The organism is Armatimonas sp., from assembly GCF_964826245.1.
Genome location: NZ_CBAYMC010000075.1, coordinates 1 through 16,776, shown reverse-complemented (window position 1 = coordinate 16,776; position 16,776 = coordinate 1). Strand labels below are relative to the sequence as shown.

General features: G+C 60.1%; 18 protein-coding genes, 1 tRNA gene and 1 pseudogene. 10 read left to right on the top strand and 10 right to left on the bottom strand.

Annotated elements, in window-relative coordinates; genetic code table 11:
- Window positions 1–225 (bottom strand): polysaccharide deacetylase family protein (locus tag AC1XOS_RS09400; protein WP_481961960.1); only part of this gene is annotated, 225 nt, incomplete at its 3' end.
- 7 nt (window positions 226–232) lie between these two features.
- Window positions 233–1,552 carry an FAD-dependent thymidylate synthase gene (locus tag AC1XOS_RS09395; RefSeq protein ID WP_481961959.1) on the bottom strand — a complete coding sequence of 440 codons (1,320 nt, stop codon included), beginning with the start codon at window positions 1,550–1,552 and terminating at the stop codon, window positions 233–235.
- A 643-nt stretch (window positions 1,553–2,195) separates the two neighbouring features.
- Between AC1XOS_RS09395 and AC1XOS_RS09390 the strand changes: the two genes are divergently transcribed.
- The 3 genes from AC1XOS_RS09390 to AC1XOS_RS09380 are packed head-to-tail and all read left to right on the top strand — an operon-like array spanning window position 2,196 to window position 4,802.
- Complete coding sequence (locus AC1XOS_RS09390) at window positions 2,196–3,065, top strand: SMP-30/gluconolactonase/LRE family protein (RefSeq protein ID WP_481961958.1); 870 nt, start codon at window positions 2,196–2,198, stop codon at window positions 3,063–3,065.
- Entirely contained in the window at window positions 3,052–4,032 is a 981-nt protein-coding gene (locus tag AC1XOS_RS09385) for a serine hydrolase domain-containing protein (protein WP_481961957.1), read from the top strand. Before AC1XOS_RS09390 ends, AC1XOS_RS09385 begins: the two co-directional genes overlap by 14 nt.
- Window positions 4,029–4,802, top strand: coding sequence for an alpha/beta hydrolase (locus tag AC1XOS_RS09380; RefSeq protein ID WP_481961956.1), 774 nt, complete (start codon window positions 4,029–4,031; stop codon window positions 4,800–4,802). Before AC1XOS_RS09385 ends, AC1XOS_RS09380 begins: the two co-directional genes overlap by 4 nt.
- Here AC1XOS_RS09380 and AC1XOS_RS09375 read toward each other — a convergent pair.
- On the bottom strand, window positions 4,799–5,698 hold the full coding sequence (locus AC1XOS_RS09375; RefSeq protein WP_481961955.1) for a dihydrodipicolinate synthase family protein: 900 nt from the start codon (window positions 5,696–5,698) through the stop codon (window positions 4,799–4,801). The genes AC1XOS_RS09380 and AC1XOS_RS09375 overlap by 4 nt on opposite strands.
- 24 nt (window positions 5,699–5,722) lie before the next feature.
- Window positions 5,723–6,940: an enolase C-terminal domain-like protein gene (locus AC1XOS_RS09370; protein WP_481961954.1), complete on the bottom strand. Its 1,218-nt coding sequence runs from the start codon at window positions 6,938–6,940 to the stop codon at window positions 5,723–5,725.
- Between the two features lie 74 nt (window positions 6,941–7,014).
- Between AC1XOS_RS09370 and AC1XOS_RS09365 the strand changes: the two genes are divergently transcribed.
- On the top strand, window positions 7,015–9,714 hold the full coding sequence (locus tag AC1XOS_RS09365; protein ID WP_481961953.1) for a DUF1549 domain-containing protein: 2,700 nt from the start codon (window positions 7,015–7,017) through the stop codon (window positions 9,712–9,714).
- 106 nt (window positions 9,715–9,820) lie between these two features.
- Here the strand turns inward: AC1XOS_RS09365 and AC1XOS_RS09360 are convergent, their stop codons facing one another.
- Window positions 9,821–10,264 carry a hypothetical protein gene (locus AC1XOS_RS09360; RefSeq protein WP_481961952.1) on the bottom strand — a complete coding sequence of 148 codons (444 nt, stop codon included), beginning with the start codon at window positions 10,262–10,264 and terminating at the stop codon, window positions 9,821–9,823.
- A gap of 123 nt (window positions 10,265–10,387) precedes the next feature.
- On the opposite strand from AC1XOS_RS09360, the gene AC1XOS_RS09355 reads away from it, so the two are divergent.
- The 3 genes from AC1XOS_RS09355 to AC1XOS_RS09345 are packed head-to-tail and all read left to right on the top strand — an operon-like array spanning window position 10,388 to window position 11,931.
- Window positions 10,388–11,287, top strand: a complete 900-nt coding sequence (locus AC1XOS_RS09355; protein ID WP_481961951.1) for an aldo/keto reductase — start codon at window positions 10,388–10,390, stop codon at window positions 11,285–11,287.
- Window positions 11,288–11,327: 40 nt separating this feature from the next.
- Window positions 11,328–11,588: a toxin-antitoxin system protein gene (locus AC1XOS_RS09350; RefSeq protein ID WP_481961950.1), complete on the top strand. Its 261-nt coding sequence runs from the start codon at window positions 11,328–11,330 to the stop codon at window positions 11,586–11,588.
- A complete protein-coding gene (locus AC1XOS_RS09345) occupies window positions 11,578–11,931 on the top strand; it encodes a type II toxin-antitoxin system PemK/MazF family toxin (RefSeq protein ID WP_481961949.1) in 354 nt (117 codons plus the stop codon). The genes AC1XOS_RS09350 and AC1XOS_RS09345 overlap by 11 nt, the downstream gene beginning before the upstream one ends.
- Window positions 11,932–11,936: 5 nt before the next feature.
- Here the strand turns inward: AC1XOS_RS09345 and AC1XOS_RS09340 are convergent, their stop codons facing one another.
- From AC1XOS_RS09340 to AC1XOS_RS09320, 5 genes are all read right to left on the bottom strand, one after another.
- Complete coding sequence (locus AC1XOS_RS09340) at window positions 11,937–12,662, bottom strand: NlpC/P60 family protein (protein ID WP_481961948.1); 726 nt, start codon at window positions 12,660–12,662, stop codon at window positions 11,937–11,939.
- A gap of 6 nt (window positions 12,663–12,668) precedes the next feature.
- Complete coding sequence (locus tag AC1XOS_RS09335; RefSeq protein ID WP_481961947.1) at window positions 12,669–13,322, bottom strand: MOSC domain-containing protein; 654 nt, start codon at window positions 13,320–13,322, stop codon at window positions 12,669–12,671.
- Between the two features lie 27 nt (window positions 13,323–13,349).
- Entirely contained in the window at window positions 13,350–14,120 is a 771-nt protein-coding gene (locus AC1XOS_RS09330; protein ID WP_481961946.1) for a hypothetical protein, read from the bottom strand.
- Window positions 14,121–14,144: 24 nt separating this feature from the next.
- Entirely contained in the window at window positions 14,145–14,330 is a 186-nt protein-coding gene (locus AC1XOS_RS09325; protein WP_481961945.1) for a hypothetical protein, read from the bottom strand.
- Window positions 14,331–14,441: 111 nt separating this feature from the next.
- Window positions 14,442–15,011: a redoxin family protein gene (locus AC1XOS_RS09320; RefSeq protein WP_481961944.1), complete on the bottom strand. Its 570-nt coding sequence runs from the start codon at window positions 15,009–15,011 to the stop codon at window positions 14,442–14,444.
- Window positions 15,012–15,186: 175 nt separating this feature from the next.
- On the opposite strand from AC1XOS_RS09320, the gene AC1XOS_RS09315 reads away from it, so the two are divergent.
- From AC1XOS_RS09315 to AC1XOS_RS09305, 3 genes and pseudogenes are all read left to right on the top strand, one after another.
- A tRNA-Ser gene (locus AC1XOS_RS09315) sits at window positions 15,187–15,274 on the top strand.
- 7 nt (window positions 15,275–15,281) lie between these two features.
- A complete protein-coding gene (locus AC1XOS_RS09310; protein WP_481961943.1) occupies window positions 15,282–16,424 on the top strand; it encodes a lytic transglycosylase domain-containing protein in 1,143 nt (380 codons plus the stop codon).
- A gap of 3 nt (window positions 16,425–16,427) precedes the next feature.
- A pseudogene (locus tag AC1XOS_RS09305) lies at window positions 16,428–16,776 on the top strand (hypothetical protein); the annotation flags it as partial.

The window sequence follows — 16,776 nt, the reverse complement described above, 5'->3', positions numbered from 1 at the left end:
ATAGCTGTGCGTCCCGATCTCAAAGAGCGGATCATGGGCCAGATTCTTCGTGATATCAGCGTGCCACTCCATCCAGCGCCCCCCGAGAAACAGCGTCGCCGGGACTTGCTCTTTGCGTAGCGTTGCGATAATCTGTGGTGCGTAGCCTGCAGGCTTGAGGGTCTGGCAGGCATCAAAAGTCAGCGCGACAACGCGCTCTGAAGTGGGCAGGCGGCGGATGAGCATCTCAATATTACTCGGGCTCGGCGCTGCCTTCCAGCACGAGCCCCTTGGTCTGGGGGAACTTCTCGTACCAGAGGGCCAGAACATCCCGCAGGTGCTTGGCATACCGATAGTGCGCCCCTGTCCCCGTGCGCAGCTCCGCTTCGTAGAGAAACTTATCGGCGGTTGTGGTGTGCTCAAACGGAAACTGCGTCCCGAGGAGCGTCTCATAGAGATAGGTCGGATCGCTGGCTAAAAGTTTCCCGATGGCGGCATCGTTTGCGCTCTCCCCCACCGGCTGCCACTGGAGCGTGCGCATGCTCTCGTCCTGCGCCGCGTAGAATCCGACGGGCACCAGCGGACAGTACTTGGTGCCGGTGCGGTGGCGGTTCAGATCGCGAATCTCGGCAAAGGCGACCCCGTCCCAGGCAAAGCGCACCGCTGTTCGACGGAGCCCCTCGCCGATATAGGCATAGCGGTTATCGTGCTGGGCGAGATCGGCGACAAAGTCAATCGGCCCCGAGGGCAGCAGCACGTCCAGTGTCGCGGCTCCCGTGCCCAGCGCTCCTAGCAAGCGCTGTGCATGGGCTCGCTCCGCAGCGTGCCCCGCTGCCATGCTCTCCAGCTTCTTGGCGTGCTTGATAAGCCGTGGTGCGGAAAGCCCCAGCTCGTCTCGTATCCGCTCGCCGCAGCGCACGGCCTCGGGCAGAGGGTGCGATAAGAGATGCTGGCAGACGCTCACCCAAGCCCGCGCCGACTGAACCAGCATGGCGTTGGTGCGCACGGCAACCGGCAGAAAGTAGCGTGCCCGGTCAAAGGCGAAGTTGCGCCGCATCCGCGCCGCCGCTTTCTCGTTGACTCCCGCCGGGATTCGAACGCGCTCGGGCTCGTCTAAGGCCACTTGCTCCCAGTACGCCAGCGCTTCACGGTACGCCGTAAACGCCGCGCCCATGCGCTCCTGCCACGCCGCGCCATCGGTGATCCCTAGCTCGTCTGCAGAGAGCAAGCCGTCTTCGTCGAGCTTGATGTAGCGCGTGCTGCTCTCCTGCCCCCCCGCCGTCGGGCTGATGCGGAAAAGCTCGTAGGCAAGCCACATCGAGATGCCATCTATGAAAAGTGCCACTGGCGTAAGATCGGCAATCGAGGCATGACCGTAATCAACCATCTTGAAGATGCCGTCCACAGACTTATCCAGATTATTCGGATCAATCCGAGAGAGAATCACCTCCAGCCCTTCGTTGGAGCGAGAGTACCGTGCGCCCGTGGCGGCGAGTAGCTCAGGAGTGAGCGCCGGACGACCGGCGGAGTTGGAGGCTTCAGTGGGTCGCAAGGCGACCTGGGTGACACGCATAACGGGGAATTATACCGCCCCATGGAATGGGGCGTCAGCAATGGCGCTTCGCGCCGCAAAGCCCGTGCCGGGCTACCGAATCTATCTCCCCAGCCCGGCACGGGCTTTGCGGCCGAAGGCTACTGCAGACGCCGGTTTTAACCGGCGGCAAATCGTTACGCCTTCATGCCCAGTTTCTCTAGGAGCTGTGGGGTGGCACGAAGGGCGATTCGGGCGAGTTTGCGGTACTGCATCACCCAGGCATTGAGGGCTTCGAGGGCTTCCTGCACGGCGGGGGTGGTGTCGTGAGGGACGAACGGAGCCGGGTGGGTATGGTAGGTTTTGGTGGCCTCACTCTTTGGGCGCGAGCTTGCGAAACTCCGACGAAAGCGCGTTGTGGACGGGCTGCCAGCGCGTTTTTAGAGTCTCCCAGTCCGTCTCTTGCGCGGCCCGGATCTCGTCCCATGCCGCCCCGTGAACGGGGCGTGTGTTAGCCTCGTGCCTCGGCTGGAAAGCCCGTGCCGGGCTACCGAGTTGCTTTCCCAGCCCAGAATGGGCTTTCTAGCACGAAGTGCTACTCGACGCCCCGTTCACGGGGCGGAGACGATGTGGGAAAAAGACTCCGTTAAGAACAACCAATAAAACGGTACAATTGGAAGTAATAATGGAGTTTGAGCTAGAGCCTCTGGCAGACTATGCCTGCCATACCGGAGAAGGGCCTCTCTACCATCCGAGAGAGAATGCCGTCTACTGGACCGACATCCCCAATGGTCGGCTGTTTCGCTACAGCTTAACCACCCATCACCATGAGGTATTTGAGATCGGACGGCCCGTGGGCGGCTTCACGCTCCAAGAAGACGGTCAGTTCTTGCTGTTCATGGACGGCGGAGCGATTGCCTACTGGAGCCCCGGAGAAAAGCTAGACTATCTGGTGGAAGAGATCTCGGAGGAAACCGAGACGCGCTTCAACGACGTGTGTGTCGACACAGAGGGACGTGTCTATTGTGGAACCATGCCCACAGAGAATCGCCTAGGGCGACTCTACCGGCTCAATGAAGAAGGCACCATCACCAAGCTCCTCGATGAGATCGGCTGCTCCAATGGGATGGGCTTTACCCGAGACCATAAGTTTCTGTTCTACACCGACAGTGCAGCCCGAACCATCTACCGCTTTGCCTACGACAAGACCACAGGCAATCTCACACGACAGCGTCCCTTTATCGTGGCCGAAGAAGGCGGCGGTGTCCCAGATGGCATGACGGTGGACGCGGCGGGCAATCTCTGGAGCGCCCGCTGGGATGGGAGCTGCCTGGTGGGCTACACGCCGCAGGGTAGAGAGTTTGCACGCATTCCCTTTCCGGTAAAGAAAGTCTCGTCGGTGATTTTTGGTGGCCCGAGCTACGACCAGATGTTTGTGACCACCGCAGGCGGACACCAGAAAGAGACCGACGGCGCACTCGCTGGGGCACTGTTTCGCCTGACCATTCCTGGCATCACAGGCGTCCCGGAGTTTGTCTCGCGTGTCGGCCTCTAGCCAACAGGCGCTAGACACGCGGCTAGAGCGTGCGCTTCGTGAGACCCGTGTTCCTGGCTTGATTCTGGCCGTCGCCCAACCGGGAAAACCACCTCTCGCCCGTGGCTACGGCCTGCAAGACGGCAAGCCCATTGCGCCGACTCTACCCGCGATGCTCTGTAGCCTCTGCAAGCCGCTCACGGCACAGGCGTTTCTGGTGCTCGTCCAAGAAGGCAAGCTCCGCCTGAGTGACCCTGCGGCCCAGTGGCTGCCTTGCGACCCACGCATCACCTTGCTCCACCTGCTCACGCATCGGAGCGGCTTGCCTGCCAAGTTCCCGGAGGGCCTTCGCGCCCCAACCGAGGCCGAGCGGGTCAAGCAGGCCCTCACCGAGCCGCTTCTTTTTGCTCCTGGCGCGAGTTTCCTCTACTCCAATGTCGGCTACCAGTCTCTCGGACGAATCTTGGAGAGTGTCACCGGCCAGCGCCCGGATAAGTTCATCCAAACGCGCCTGCTCGACCCGCTGGGCATTAAGAGCTACTTTGTCGCAACCTATCTCTCTCCCGCAGAGCAAAAGCGCTACGACAGTGGCATGTCCCCGCTTCTCACCCCGCAGCACTTCGACAAAGAGACGGGAGCCCATACGCCCGTTCGAGATCGTTTTACCAGCCTTGCTCATGAGGCGGTAGGAAGCGCGGACACCTGCGGCGCGGGCTGCATGAGCGCCCCCGACTTTCTCAAGCTCCTGCTCTCGGTCACGCCCGCCCAGCGCCAGCTTATCCGCCGAAACGCACAAGAGAGCTACGGCCTCGGCTGGATGCTCAGAGACGGCGGCCTCGCCCACACCGGCACCGGCTCCGGCGAGACACACTACGCCCTCACCCGCGAGTCGGGCATGAGCTATGTCTGCTTCATCCCCTCCAGCAACGACGATGCCTGCGAGAAACTCCTCAGCGCCGTCCAGAGCGCGGTAAAATACGGGGTATGAACACCGTTATCCCTCTTTATCCTGACGGCCAAGTGCCGTTCGCACAAGGCACTGGCCTGGAAGACACCCCGACTCTCACGCTCTATCCCCCCGACAAGCCCAATGGCGCTGCCGTGGTCGTCTGTCCGGGCGGCGGCTACGGGGGGCTCGCCGCGCACGAGGGCGAGCCGATTGCCAAGTGGCTCAACACTCTCGGGGTCTTTGCCGTGGTGCTGAAGTACCGACTGGGCCCGAAGTACCACCATCCCGCCGAGCTGACCGATGCCCTCACTGCAATCAAAATGGTGCGCAGCAAGGGCCGAGAGTGGGGCGTGGACCCGAAGCGTGTTGGAATTCTCGGATTTTCCGCAGGCGGACACCTCACCAGCACCGCCGCGACCCACTTCAGCGGCCCAGAAGACCGCCCCGATCTTGCCGTGCTGGTCTATCCGGTGATCACGATGGAAGGCAAGGCGGCGCATGCGGGCTCCCGGCGCAACCTACTGGGCGACAGTCCCCCGGCGGAGCTTGTCAAAGAGCTCTCCAACCACTTAAAAGTCACGAAGAACACGCCGCCCTGCTTTATCATGCACACTGCCGATGATGCCGTGGTGCCCGTGGAGAACGCCCTGCTCTTTGCCTCCGCGCTGGCCGCCAACGGCGTCCCGTTCGCGCTCCAGGTCTACGAGCACGCCCCGCACGGCGTTGGCCTGGGCTCGGCGAAGTTCCCCGAGACCCTCGCCTGGCCCGAGCAGTGCGCCCGCTGGTTCAAGCAGCGCGGCTTTATCTAGCGCCAGATGGCGGCAAGGGCTTCGAGCTCGGCGTACTCAGGCTCTCGCAGATCGGCAAGGGGCGGGCGAACCGGGCCACCGACAAGGCCAATCTTCTCCATGAGGCGCTTCATCACCGAGACCTCGTAGCCCTTACGGCGAGCACGGAAGGCATAGAGCGGCAGGACGTAGTGCGCCATGAGCTGCGCAAGCGTCGCGCTGTCGCCTGCGGCTGCCGTCTCGTGGAGCTGGCGGGAAATTTTGGGCGAGAGATTAGCAATGCTGGATGTGTAGGTGCGAATCCCGATGCTGTAGTAGCCCGGCACCGCATCGTCGCCTGCCCCGCCGATCCAGAGCAAACGCTCCCCCACTTTGTGCATGATCTGCTGCAAGCGCCGCGTGTCGCCTTGGCCGTCTTTGAGCGCGATGAGATTGGGAATCGCGTCGGCGAGGCGCTGGACAAAACCTGGCGTGGGATTGAAGCTATCGCGTGAGTAGATCAGCACCCCCAGCGGCGTGGCATCGGCGAGGGTTTTGTAGTAGGCAAGAAGGGCATCCTCATCCGCCGTGGGATAGTACGACGGAAAAAGAAGGAGCCCATCCACGCCAAGCTCCCGTGCCTGCGCAGCAAGCTGCACCCCAAGCGCCGTATTGATCCCCGTCGCCGCGAGGACGGGAACGCGCCCCCCCAGCTCCGCAACCGTCACCTCGATCACCTGGCGTAGTTCATCCGGCGAGAGCGTGTGAAACTCCCCCGTTCCGGCGGCGGCAACAACCGCGCAGATGGGGGCATCTTTCAGGGCTTGCAGGTTATGTCGCAGGCCCTCTACGTTCAGAGACAGATCGTCGTGAAAGGGTGTTACAGGAAAGGCAATCACCCCGGAGAGCTGGGCGCGAAGCGCATCAGGTGTGGTCATGTTGCAATTGTACTCCAAAAATAACTACCAGCGACGGCGCTCCCAGTTTGGGTCGACGTGCTGGCGCATCTCAGCGACATCGTCGCGGGCGCGGATCGGGCTCTTTGCGTAGCGCTCTTTGAGCTTCTCTAAGTTGTCGTAGTTGAGTGTGACACCAAGGCCAGGAGCATCGGAGACGCGGACATTGCCACCGACAATCGGAATTCGGCCCTCCGCGACGATCTCGTCGGCGGCGTTTTGCCAGGGGTAGTGGGTGTCGCACGCATAGCTCAGCTGGCGCGTGGCGGCGGCGACATGGGCCATGGCCATCAGCGAAACGCCTAAGTGGCTGTTGGAGTGCATCGAGAGTCCGATGTCTAGCGTCTCACAGACCCGGCCCAGCTCTAAAACCGCACGCAGGCCGCCCCAGTAGTGGTGATCCCCCAAGACCACCTGGCAGGCATCGGTTTTATACGACTCTGCGAGGGTCTCAAACGACGTGACGGCCATGTTGCTGGCCAGTGGTGTCTCGATTCCCTCGGCGAGTAAGCCCGCCCGAACCGCGGCCATGTCGGCCATGCCCTGAGCAGGGTCTTCCAAGTAGCCCCCACCGCTCAGCTCTTCCCGAAGTTCCTTCCCAGCACGAATAGAAGTGGCGACGCTCCAGACACAGTTCGGGTCAATGCGCAGCGGCACGTTTTTGCCAAACGTCTGCCGGAGCAGCTTGATCGTCTCGATCTCTTCGTCGGGCTCTAAAACCCCCGCCTTGAGCTTCACGGAGCCAAAGCCATAGTCGGCGATCAGCTGCTGAACTTGTGTGACCAAGCCCCCGGGCGTGAGCGCCTCGCCATACTTGGACTCGCCCCAGGCATGCTTGTAGAAAGCGTAGGCAGAGAACGGGACTTCGTCGCGGACTTTCCCCCCGAGGAGCGCATGCACCGGCAGGCCAACTGTCTTTCCGATCAGGTCCAGGCTTGCCACTTCCAGCGCCGCCAGTGCCATGCGATACTCACCCTGGCCCCGCAGATCCATCAGCGAGACAAAGAGCCGTGTCGCATCTTGGCCGATCACCCGCCCGCGCAGGCTTTCGAGGGCTTTGGCGGGTCCCTCGCCGCCATGAGTCTCCGCAATCCCAATCACTCCCTCAACGCTCTCAAGCTCGATCACGGTTCGGAGCGCCAGCGGGGCATGCAGGCCAAACGACGAGCGCAGCGGCGGGTCGGAGATGGCGATAGAGTGGATACGAAAGTCTCGGATTTTCATAGGCATAGTGTACAGAAATAAATAGTATCAAATTAACCTTCACATCCGCAAAATAATCGTCGTATAATAACCCTATGAAGTTGTCGCTCTTTGCTTCTGTTATTCCCGTTCTGGGATTGATGGGCCTTGCCCTCGCTCAGACCCAGCCTAGCTCCACCAAGCTTTCACCCGCCCAGTCGGCACATTTTGAGGCAAAAATCCGTCCTCTGCTGCTCGCAAAGTGTGGGATCTGCCATGGTGGCTCAGCCCCACAGTCAGGGCTGGATCTGACCAAGCCTTTCTCAGCAGCAACGGCTCACGATGCGCTCAAGCGCATGCGTGCCGAAGGTGGACTGCCCGTCATGCCACCCAAAGGCAAGCTGAGCGACACGGAGATTGCCAGTGTGGAGCAGTGGGTCAAAGAGGGCGCGGGCTGGCCTCTCGCCGCCCCTGTGGCTCCCAAAAAGAACGAGCTGCACTGGTCGTTTATTGCGCCCAAGCGGCCCTTGGAGCCCCCCGTAGATCGTAGTGGCATTGATGCTTTTGTGCTGGGCTCGCTGGCAAAGGCGGGGATCGTGCCGGGGCCAAAGGCAGACAAGCGAACCCTGCTGCGACGCGCGAGCTTTGACTTAATTGGCCTGCCACCAACACCCGCCGAGATGGCTGCGTTTCTGGCGGATGCCTCGCCGAACGCCTTTGCCAAGCAAGTGGATCGCTTACTGGCTTCCAAGCATTTTGGGGAGCGCTGGGGACGACACTGGCTGGATGTGGCGCGCTACGCGGACTCTAACGGCCTAGATGAGAACACCGCGCATGCCAATGCCTGGCGCTACCGCGACTGGGTGGTCGGAGCGATCAACCGCGACCTGCCCTACGATGCCTTTATCCGCGAGCAGCTTGCGGGCGATCTGATGGCCACAGGTAACGAAGAGGAAGATGCCGCACGCCTCACCGCGACGGGGTTCCTGGTGCTCGGCCCTAAGGTCTTGGCAGAGCCCGACAAAGCCAAGATGGTGATGGATATCGTGGATGAGCAGATCGAGGTGGTGAGCAAGTCCGTGATGGGCCTCACCGTGGCCTGTGCCCGCTGCCATGACCACAAGTTCGACCCCGTCTCCACCAAAGATTACTACGCCATGGCGGGGATTTTCAAGTCCACACGGACAATGGAGACCACCAACACCGTGGCCCGCTGGTACGAGCGTCCCCTCTCTAGCCCCACTCTCAAAGCCGAGCTGGCTTCTTACGAAAAGAACATTGGCCCGACAAAGCAGGCGGTGGACGAAGCCAAGAAGCAGCTTGATAGTGCGCTGAATGGCAGTGGTAAGGGGCTCTTTGCCGATGCCTCAGCCTACGTGCGCGGCGAGCACCTCGCCAAGGAGCGCTACGGCCCCAAAAGCATCAACTCCGACGGCTCCCCGAGCGTGGCGGAGTGGGATTTTACGGTTCCGACCGCCGGGCGCTACAAGATCTACCTGCGCTACGCCGCCGAGGAAGCGCGCCCGGTGGTCCTGACCGTGGCGGGGAAAAATGTCGGCAAGAAGATCGCAGCCGGCGTGACGGGTGGCTGGAACGACGAAGACCAGCGCTGGGAGCAAGCAGGAGTGCAGCTACTGGAGGCAGGGGTATGCACCGTGCGTATCGAGCGCAACGGAGCCATTCCCCACTTTTCCCGTATCGCCTTGATTCCGGCCAACGCAAACGCCGCTGGCCCTGATCTGGCACAAGCGGAGAAGGCGCTCAAGACGGCTCAGGACTCGCTCAAGGCTCTTGAGGCCAAGAAGCCCACTCCGCCGAGTGTGATGTGTGTCACCGAGGCGACTAAGGCGGAAGACGTGAAAGTCCATATCCGGGGCGATACGCAAAACCTCGGCGATGTGGTTGAGCGTGGCTTTCCTGGCGTCCTCTGCGGCGGCAAGCGTCTGCCTTTAGAGGACACCAAGTCCAGTGGTCGTAAAGAGCTGGCTCTCTGGATGACACGGCCCGATCACCCGCTGACCGCGCGTGTGGCAGTCAACCGAGTCTGGCAGCACCTGTTTGGTGAAGGACTCGTCGGAACTGCAGATAACTGGGGGATTCGCGGCGACAAGCCCAGCAATCCCGCGCTGCTAGACTATCTTGCGACCTCGTTTGTCACGGATGATAGCTGGAGCCTCAAGAAGCTCATCCGCCGCGTCGTCCTCACGGATACCTACCAGCGCACCAGCCGCTACTCCGATCCCGTCGGGCAGAAAAAGGACATCGAGAACAAGCTCCTCTGGCGACAGAACCGGCGGCGCTTGGATGCCGAGCCGCTTCGTGACAGCCTGCTCTATGTGGCGGGGACAATGGACCCCACCATGGGCGGTTCGCTCCTGGGAAGCAAGAACTACGACTATGTCACCAACGACCAGTCGGCCAACAAAGCCCAGTACGATGCCCCGCGCCGCGCGATCTACCTCCCCGTAATCCGCAACGCTGTCTACGACTTTTTCGGGACATTTGACTTCGGCGATCCGAGCATGGTCAATGCCAAGCGCACGGCCACCACGGTCTCCCCACAGGCGCTTTACCTGCTCAATAGCCCGCTCGTGATGGCGCAGGCACAAGCGTTCGAGAAGTCACTCACTGGCGACGATGACGCAAAGATACGCGCCGCCTACCAGCGTGCGTTCCAGCGTCTCCCCCTGCCCGGCGAGCTCATCACTGCCAAGCGCTTCCTGGCCCGTGCCTCACAAGTAGTGCCCGTTGAGCGTGCCTGGGCCGCCTGGTGCCAGACGCTTCTCGCCGCCAACGAGTTTTTGTACGTGGAGTGACAAGCGACCGGGGCAGGTTGTACGTTAGTCGTTTCGGAGGAGGTACCTGGATAGACTCAGGTACCTTCTCTTGTTTTTGCCGATGTCATTTATTTATCTTGAAGCATCAGGGCCGAGAGTCGTTACGCGTCCACCAGCGCTCAGAGCGCTCTGGCTGTGGAGTAATAGTGGTAATGGCTCCATGTTGCGTCTGGCGTAGTCGTCGGAATGCACCATGTGCGGCAAGGCCTAGGAGTATGCCTGCAACTAAACAGAGAGGGGAAAGGAACCAAGGGGCTCCCTTCGTGATCGCGCCCAGCGTTAACAGTGCCGCGACAAGAGCAATCAAACAAAAAGCAGTCGTGAAAATCGCTGCAAAAGCCCAGACGAAGATGATCGGCGTCATTGGCTTCGTCGTAACCAGAACCGTCTCCCCGCGCCAAACTCGCCACGTGTTGCGAACCGCCCCGAGTGTCTGAGCAAGATACATCGCAAATAAGACACCATTCATCAGTGCCATAGACCAGCGATTCGTCCCCGAGAGTAGCAAAAAGCCCCACAGTGAAGCCATGCAGACTGGAAAAATGATACTCAGACATGCCTCTTTGCGAGTCAGCGTATGCTGTAGCATCCGTTCTTCTTGTTGCACTTGCTGCATGGAGGTATTTTACCCGCACGCCGGGAATGTGGCGGTATGATCTTCGAGGATTTATTTCCACTGGGCTACGGCGCGGGCAGTTTGGGGACAGTGCTCACGGGCGAGGCGGCAACGCGCCATGTGGCGATTTACTTAGGGGCGGGTGGGAATGTCTTTGACACAGCGCATGTCTATGCCTGCTGGACTCCCGGCGGTGTGGGGGCAAGCGAGCGGGAGCTGGGGCGCGTCTTGAAGCAGCTCGGGGTTTTAGAGAGCGCGTTTATCGTCACCAAGGGCGGTCACCCTGCGTTTGGGATGGAGTACCCGCGCCCGAAGCACTTTCTCGCCCCGGAAGTCATTCAGCAAGATATTACGGAGAGTATCGAGCGGCTTGGGGTGGAGCGCATCCCGCTCTACTTGCTCCACCGTGACGATGGCAAGACGCCTGTCGGGGAGATTCTGGAGCCTCTCCAAGACCCAAGACTGGGTGCGATTGGCGTGAGCAACTGGTCGGTGGAGCGAATAACGGAGGCCAACACCGTCGCACGGGAGCGAGGCTGGCGTGGTTTTGCCACGAACCAGATTCAGGGGAGCCTCGCCACCCCGACCTGGGCGACTACCGACGATCCCACCACGCGCGCTCTTACGCAAGCAGAGCTAGACTTCGGTCTGCCCCTGATGTTCTACTCCGCGACGGCAGGTGGCTACTTTGCCGGAAAGACAAGTAAGCCCTACGACACGCCAAAGAACGCGGCAAGACGCGAGCGGGCGGAGCAGCTCGCGGAAAAATACGGCGCGACGCCCACGCAGATCGCGCTTGCCTGGCTCCGTAGCCTGCCAATCCCGACGCTCCCACTGTTTGGAACCACGCAGGAAGCGCACTTGAAAGAAGTCTTGGGCGCGGCGGCGCTGACACTCACGGCAGAGGATGCAGAGTGGCTTGTTGCATATCCGTAGCTTTTTTTGTATACTTTTTTTGCAGACAAAAGGAAACACAATGGCGACTCTTCGAACCTCGGACACAACCCATAAAAATCTGAAAGAGCTCTCAATTCTAACAGGCTTACCCATGCAGACGGTTTTGGATCAGGCGATCTCTGCGTACCAGAAGGATATTTTTCTGGAAAAACTCAATGAAGATTTTGCAGCCCTACGTGCCAATCCCAAAGCCTGGCAAGAGGAGCAAGGGGAACGCGAACTCTGGGAGCAATCTCTGTCAGATGGATTGATCTCCCCAGAGTGGTCCGATGCCGGATAGCCTTTCTGCACCTCTGCGAGGTGAAATCTGGCTGCTAGACTTCGATCCCACACGTGGACATGAACAAGCGGGAACACGCCCCGCACTGGTTCTCTCGGTGAATCGCTTCAACTCTGGCCCAGCAAACCTGATAATCGTGTGTCCTCTCAGTAGCAAGAACCGTAGCATTCGCTCTCATGTGGAAGTTGAGCCACCCGAGGGCGGGCTTGCCACGACCAGCTACATCCTGACGGAGCACATCCGGTCGGTCTCGCGAGATCGCCTAACTCGACGGCTGGGCGTGCTCACCGCTGAGCGCCTAGAGGAAGTCGAGGTGCGCCTGCGTATTCTCACGGGGCTGTGAGCGACTTACTGCAGACGATACCAGCGCACCAGTTTAACGGGTGTGCTGAACCAGGTGTCTTTTTCCTGAGGGGCTGTCTTGCTGACGACGGCAAACTGGCCTTTAGGATCGGCGTTGATCCAGGTATTTTCGCCAAGATACGCCAGAATGTGCTGTCCACTCTCGGTGACGGCCAGGTCGCCGGGGTGGAGTTTGGTGTAGTCGGTCGTGTTGAGCTGCTGGTTTTCTTTAAAGACATAGGTGCGCCCGTTGTAGCCGCGCCCGATCTCCAGTGCAGACGCATCGTACCACCAGAGAGCGGCAGCGGTGCGGAGCAGGCTCAGGTCTTTGGTCTTCCAGCCCTCTGAGAGGCACGCATCTATCATTCCACAGCGGATCAGCCCGGAGCAGTCCATGCCCCACTTGCTCTCGCCCCCCCAGACATAGCGGACACCCTCGTAGCGCTTTAGAGACTCTGTGTAGACGCTCTGGAGGCGCTCAGGCTGCGGCGCACGATAGGGCATCATCGCGAGGCCAATCGCTCCGGCCAGCGGCAGTAAAAAGACGATTCGGCCCACAATCGAGCCCCAGAAGAGGAGCAGGCCGCCGCCCCAAGCCAAAAAGACACTCGCGACGAGCAGCTTCCGGGTGCCCCCCGACGATACCGGGAGCAGGGCCAGCACGACTGCGAGGAGCACCACAGCTCCCCACACCATCAGCTTAATCCGTCGTCGTTGCCGTCTTGTTGCCATGCTTTCTTACTTCTCCTCGATACTTGCCAGCCGCCGCCTCAGACCACGCTTCCAGACCGCCGCGAGCTCTGGGATTTCCAGGGCACGCTCCATCAGCGCCCTGTCCACCTCTTTTCCAAGAAGCGCTTGGTTGGCCTCGTCCACTGTGAAGCCATGTGCAGGACGACTCTCCAGAGCCAACATCGCCCCCGCCTCGACAGTTCCCGGGGTGAGCACTCTTAGATACCAGCCCGACTTGCCCGTCGCCATCACCGCCTTCAAGAAGCCCTTGATTCCCAGCTTGCGCTCCTGCTTGCTGCACGGGAAGCGAGGCTGCGAGACTTGCACCCGCGCCGTTCCAACCGTGTAGATGTCTCCAATGCAGACCACGGTCTCAGCATCGCCCGTCAGAGTCCAGTTCTCCCCCACCGCGCCGGGGCCAAGAACCATACCGTAGACAGCGCTCCAGTGCTCAAAGTGCGCCAGCGGGTGCACACAGACCGCTTGATCTTTCGAGCCATGGTGCTTCGTGTCGGCCACTTTATCACCCTCAAGCCCACGCAATCCCAGCGTCACCGGCCCAGAGACCGCAGTGCGATAGATTGCCGTGCGCCACTCGCCTTTGGCATCGGTGTGTGTCTGTGGCTGACCAATCAAGAGCGTGTGGATTGTCTGGCTCATGTGCCCAATACTACCATAAATTACTGGCTAGACCCTCTGCACGGCCACCGCAAACGGTAGGTTTTCATACCGCGCCTGGGTCGTCACCAGCTCAAAGCGCACGTCGCTGGCATAGCCTTGAAAGGCGGCATGGACACGTCGGCTATCGTCTTTTGTGTAGAAAGGGTGCTTGAGAGTCACGCTCCCCGAGAGCTGAACCACACCCCGAGGGAGCTTTTTGGCGCTCCACTCCAGCGCCTCAATCACGTTCTGAGCCAGATTATTGTTCTCGGTGGGGGGATAAAAGTAAGTGACCAGCCGCTCGGCCACACCGCGATCCCCCTCCCAAAGCGCTTGTAGCTCCGCTGCCGCAAAAACGGGCCAGTCTTCCCCCGGCAAGGCACTCCAGTTTCCTCCCCCACCCGTCACGATCCCAAGCGAGCCATCGGGCTTGTTCTCAAGATACCGGGCGAGGACATGGAGCCGACGTTCATTTTTTGATACGGCGGGTAGTGGGGGTGGCTGGGGGGAGATAAGCGGCTTGCCAGAGAGGATTTTCAGCTCCTGTGCGCCTCGCTCGAGGATCTCCAAAATGCGCGAGGGACTGGCTTTTGCCACATGAATTGTGTCGAGGAGCGTGCCGTTAGGAGCCAGGAGGAAGCAGTGCACCGTTCCCACTGAGAGCTTCTTTGCATAGCCCTCTTGATGAATCCTCGTCAGTGCTGCCTGCTCTGCCCCCTTCACCAGATCGTTGGAGAGATACACGGGCACTGTCAGAGAGTTCAGCGCCGTCACCACGCGGGAGTCATTGAACGACACGGCCCGTGTCGCAAAAGCCCCCCCTCAGCAGCGGCCTCGCTGCATACGGCCATCCAGAGTAAAGAGAAACACCAGGCGCTTCTCTCTCTTTGCTAACATCAGCGCGTCTTGGAGGCTTGCCGCCCAGCCGATTTTCTCCCAAGTGCGCTCCTGAGCCGTGGGCTGCCAGGCTTTAACGGTCGTGGTTACTTGCTCCGGTGAGAGTTCCATAAGCACAGTATAACAAAAAGAGCGACAGGCATGCAGCCTATCGCTCTTTCATTTTCCACCTTCAGTAGAGGGATTCTTGCGCCGCTTCACGAGCGGCAGTACTTAGAGCCCTCAGCCAAAGGCGCGGGTCTGGGCGGTTTTCACCGGCTTGCCCGCGAGAACTGCGTCTAGCGCATCAGGGACGTAGTTGGGAGCACTCCCATACTTATCATAGGAACCGAAGTAGCGCAGCTTGCTGTCTTTATCAATCACCACGAAGGTCGGGGAGCAGTTTGCCCCGACGAGCTTGAGGAGAGCCTGGTCTTTCTTGTCGTCTAAGAGTGGGATGTTCAGGTTCTTGGCCTGAAGATCGGAGAGCATCATGTCATCGGTCTCGCCGGTGCTGCTGTGGATTCCCACCACCTCAACGCCCTTGGCCTTGTAGTTCTTGATGATCTCGCCCATCTTGCCGTAGTACTTCCAGGTGGTGCCGCAGTTCTTCTGCATGAAGATCCCTACAACCACTTTCTTTCCCTTGAAACTGGCAATGTCCAGCGGTTTATCGGTGGTAATGTTTCGTAGAACGGGGGCCTTGACGACCTCTCCGATCTTGAGCGGGCCGCGCTTGGCGGAGGCAGTGATCACGAGGACGAGCGCCCCCGTTAGCCCCAAAGCGAGCCCGAAAGTTGCATTTCGGTTCATAACGATTCGTAAACTCCCTGAAGTGGATATGAGTGGCGCACCTATTGCGCCACTGCAGTATACATCGGCAAAAGCGGGGAGTTCCCTAAGTCCACTCTTCAGAAAGTTGCAGGAAGCGTAAAATCTGGTAGAATACGGGCGCGACATCGAAACAGGAGCACAAATCCCATGATCAGGAGAGTTGGCTGAGTGGTCGAAAGCGACGGTTTGCTAAACCGTTGTAGGCTTAACCCCTACCCCGGGTTCGAATCCCGGACTCTCCGTGCGGGTTTGCTTCTGTTCGGTGTCTTTGCATTTCTCACGGTTTCTTCGTCCGTGCAAGCTCAGGAGCCGACCAGTAGCTCCCCCACGGCTCAGTATCTCTCGCAGCGCCGCGCTGCACCTCTGATCTGGGGCCTGACCCTAGAGAAGCTTCGCCTCACTCCTGGAGCCTACAAAGGCAAGGCCGTCGAGATCGAGGGCACGGTTGTCGGAATCTCCCCCTCCAACGATGGCGGCGGGTTGATTATCCTCAAAACCGTCGGGATCAGTAGCCATACCCTCAGGATGCCTCTCCTGCCACGCTGGCTCCAGACGGGGGCGGAAGTGCGCGCCCTCTGCACGATCGTCCAAGGCAACGACGACGACTCCACCGTGATCGGTCTACCAGAGATGGAGCTGATTGCCGTCGCGTCGGCACTGGACATTCGCTCGCTGGAGGCACGCTGGAAAGAAGAGCAAGCACAGCTCGCGGCGCAGCGTGCGGTGGCAGAGCAGGAGCGCCAGAAGCAAGCCAAGGCCGCGATTCAGGCGGCGCCCCCGCCGCGTGCCACGCTCTCATCACGCGCCACGCTTTCGTCGCGGAGCATGCCGATAAAGTCCACCACCTCTAAAAAGCAGATCGTGATCGGCCCCGCACGCTACGAGGACCTCTCCGCAGGTGCCCGTGCTGTCTTTCCGATCTACCGTGACTTCATCCGAAACCACAATAAGCGCCTGAGTGAAAACGAGGCCAATCAGATCACCTACGCCATCTTGTCCTACTCGGAGCAGATGGACATGGAGCCGCGCCTGATCGTCGCCACGGTGATCGCAGAGTCGGACTTTAAGGTTTTGGACCGCTCTCGTGCGGGAGCGATGGGGCTGATTCAGCTCATGCCCGACGAAGTGGCGCGCCTCAAGCTTACCAACCCCTACGATCCGATCCAGAACATTGCGGCGGGGATATTTCTCCTCAAAGAGCGCCTGAACAAGTACAGTGGGTCGTCTAACTTCGCCGATGCCACCGATCAGCAGATTATCCTCACTCTTGCCTCCTACAATGCGGGCGAGGGTGCCGTCAAAAAACACGGCGGCGTCCCTCCCTACAAAGAGACCCAAGGTTATGTCAAAAAGATCATGCGCCTCTACAAAGAGCTTCGCGGAGTGAAATAAGCAATGATGGCCTGGGTTCATGCTGCTGTCGGGGCTGCACTGGGAAGGCTGATCGGGCACCCCACAAAAGCATTTGGTGCGGGAGTCGCGTCGCATGCGATCTGTGATCTGATCCCCCACCGTGATCTCAAGCCAATCCAAGAAGCGCCGCTTTTGGCACTGGCATTGGGCTTGATTGTCTGGCGCAAGGGGCTGACTTCACCTGAGACCCTGGGAGCCATCGGAGCCGTCTCGCCTGACACGGAGAATATCGCCATGCATCTTGGTGTGATCCCGAAGAAAGCCATGATCTTCCCCACGCACCAAGGGCCGCACACACACGGGCGCACGGTCAAGAGCATCGCCCCTCAAG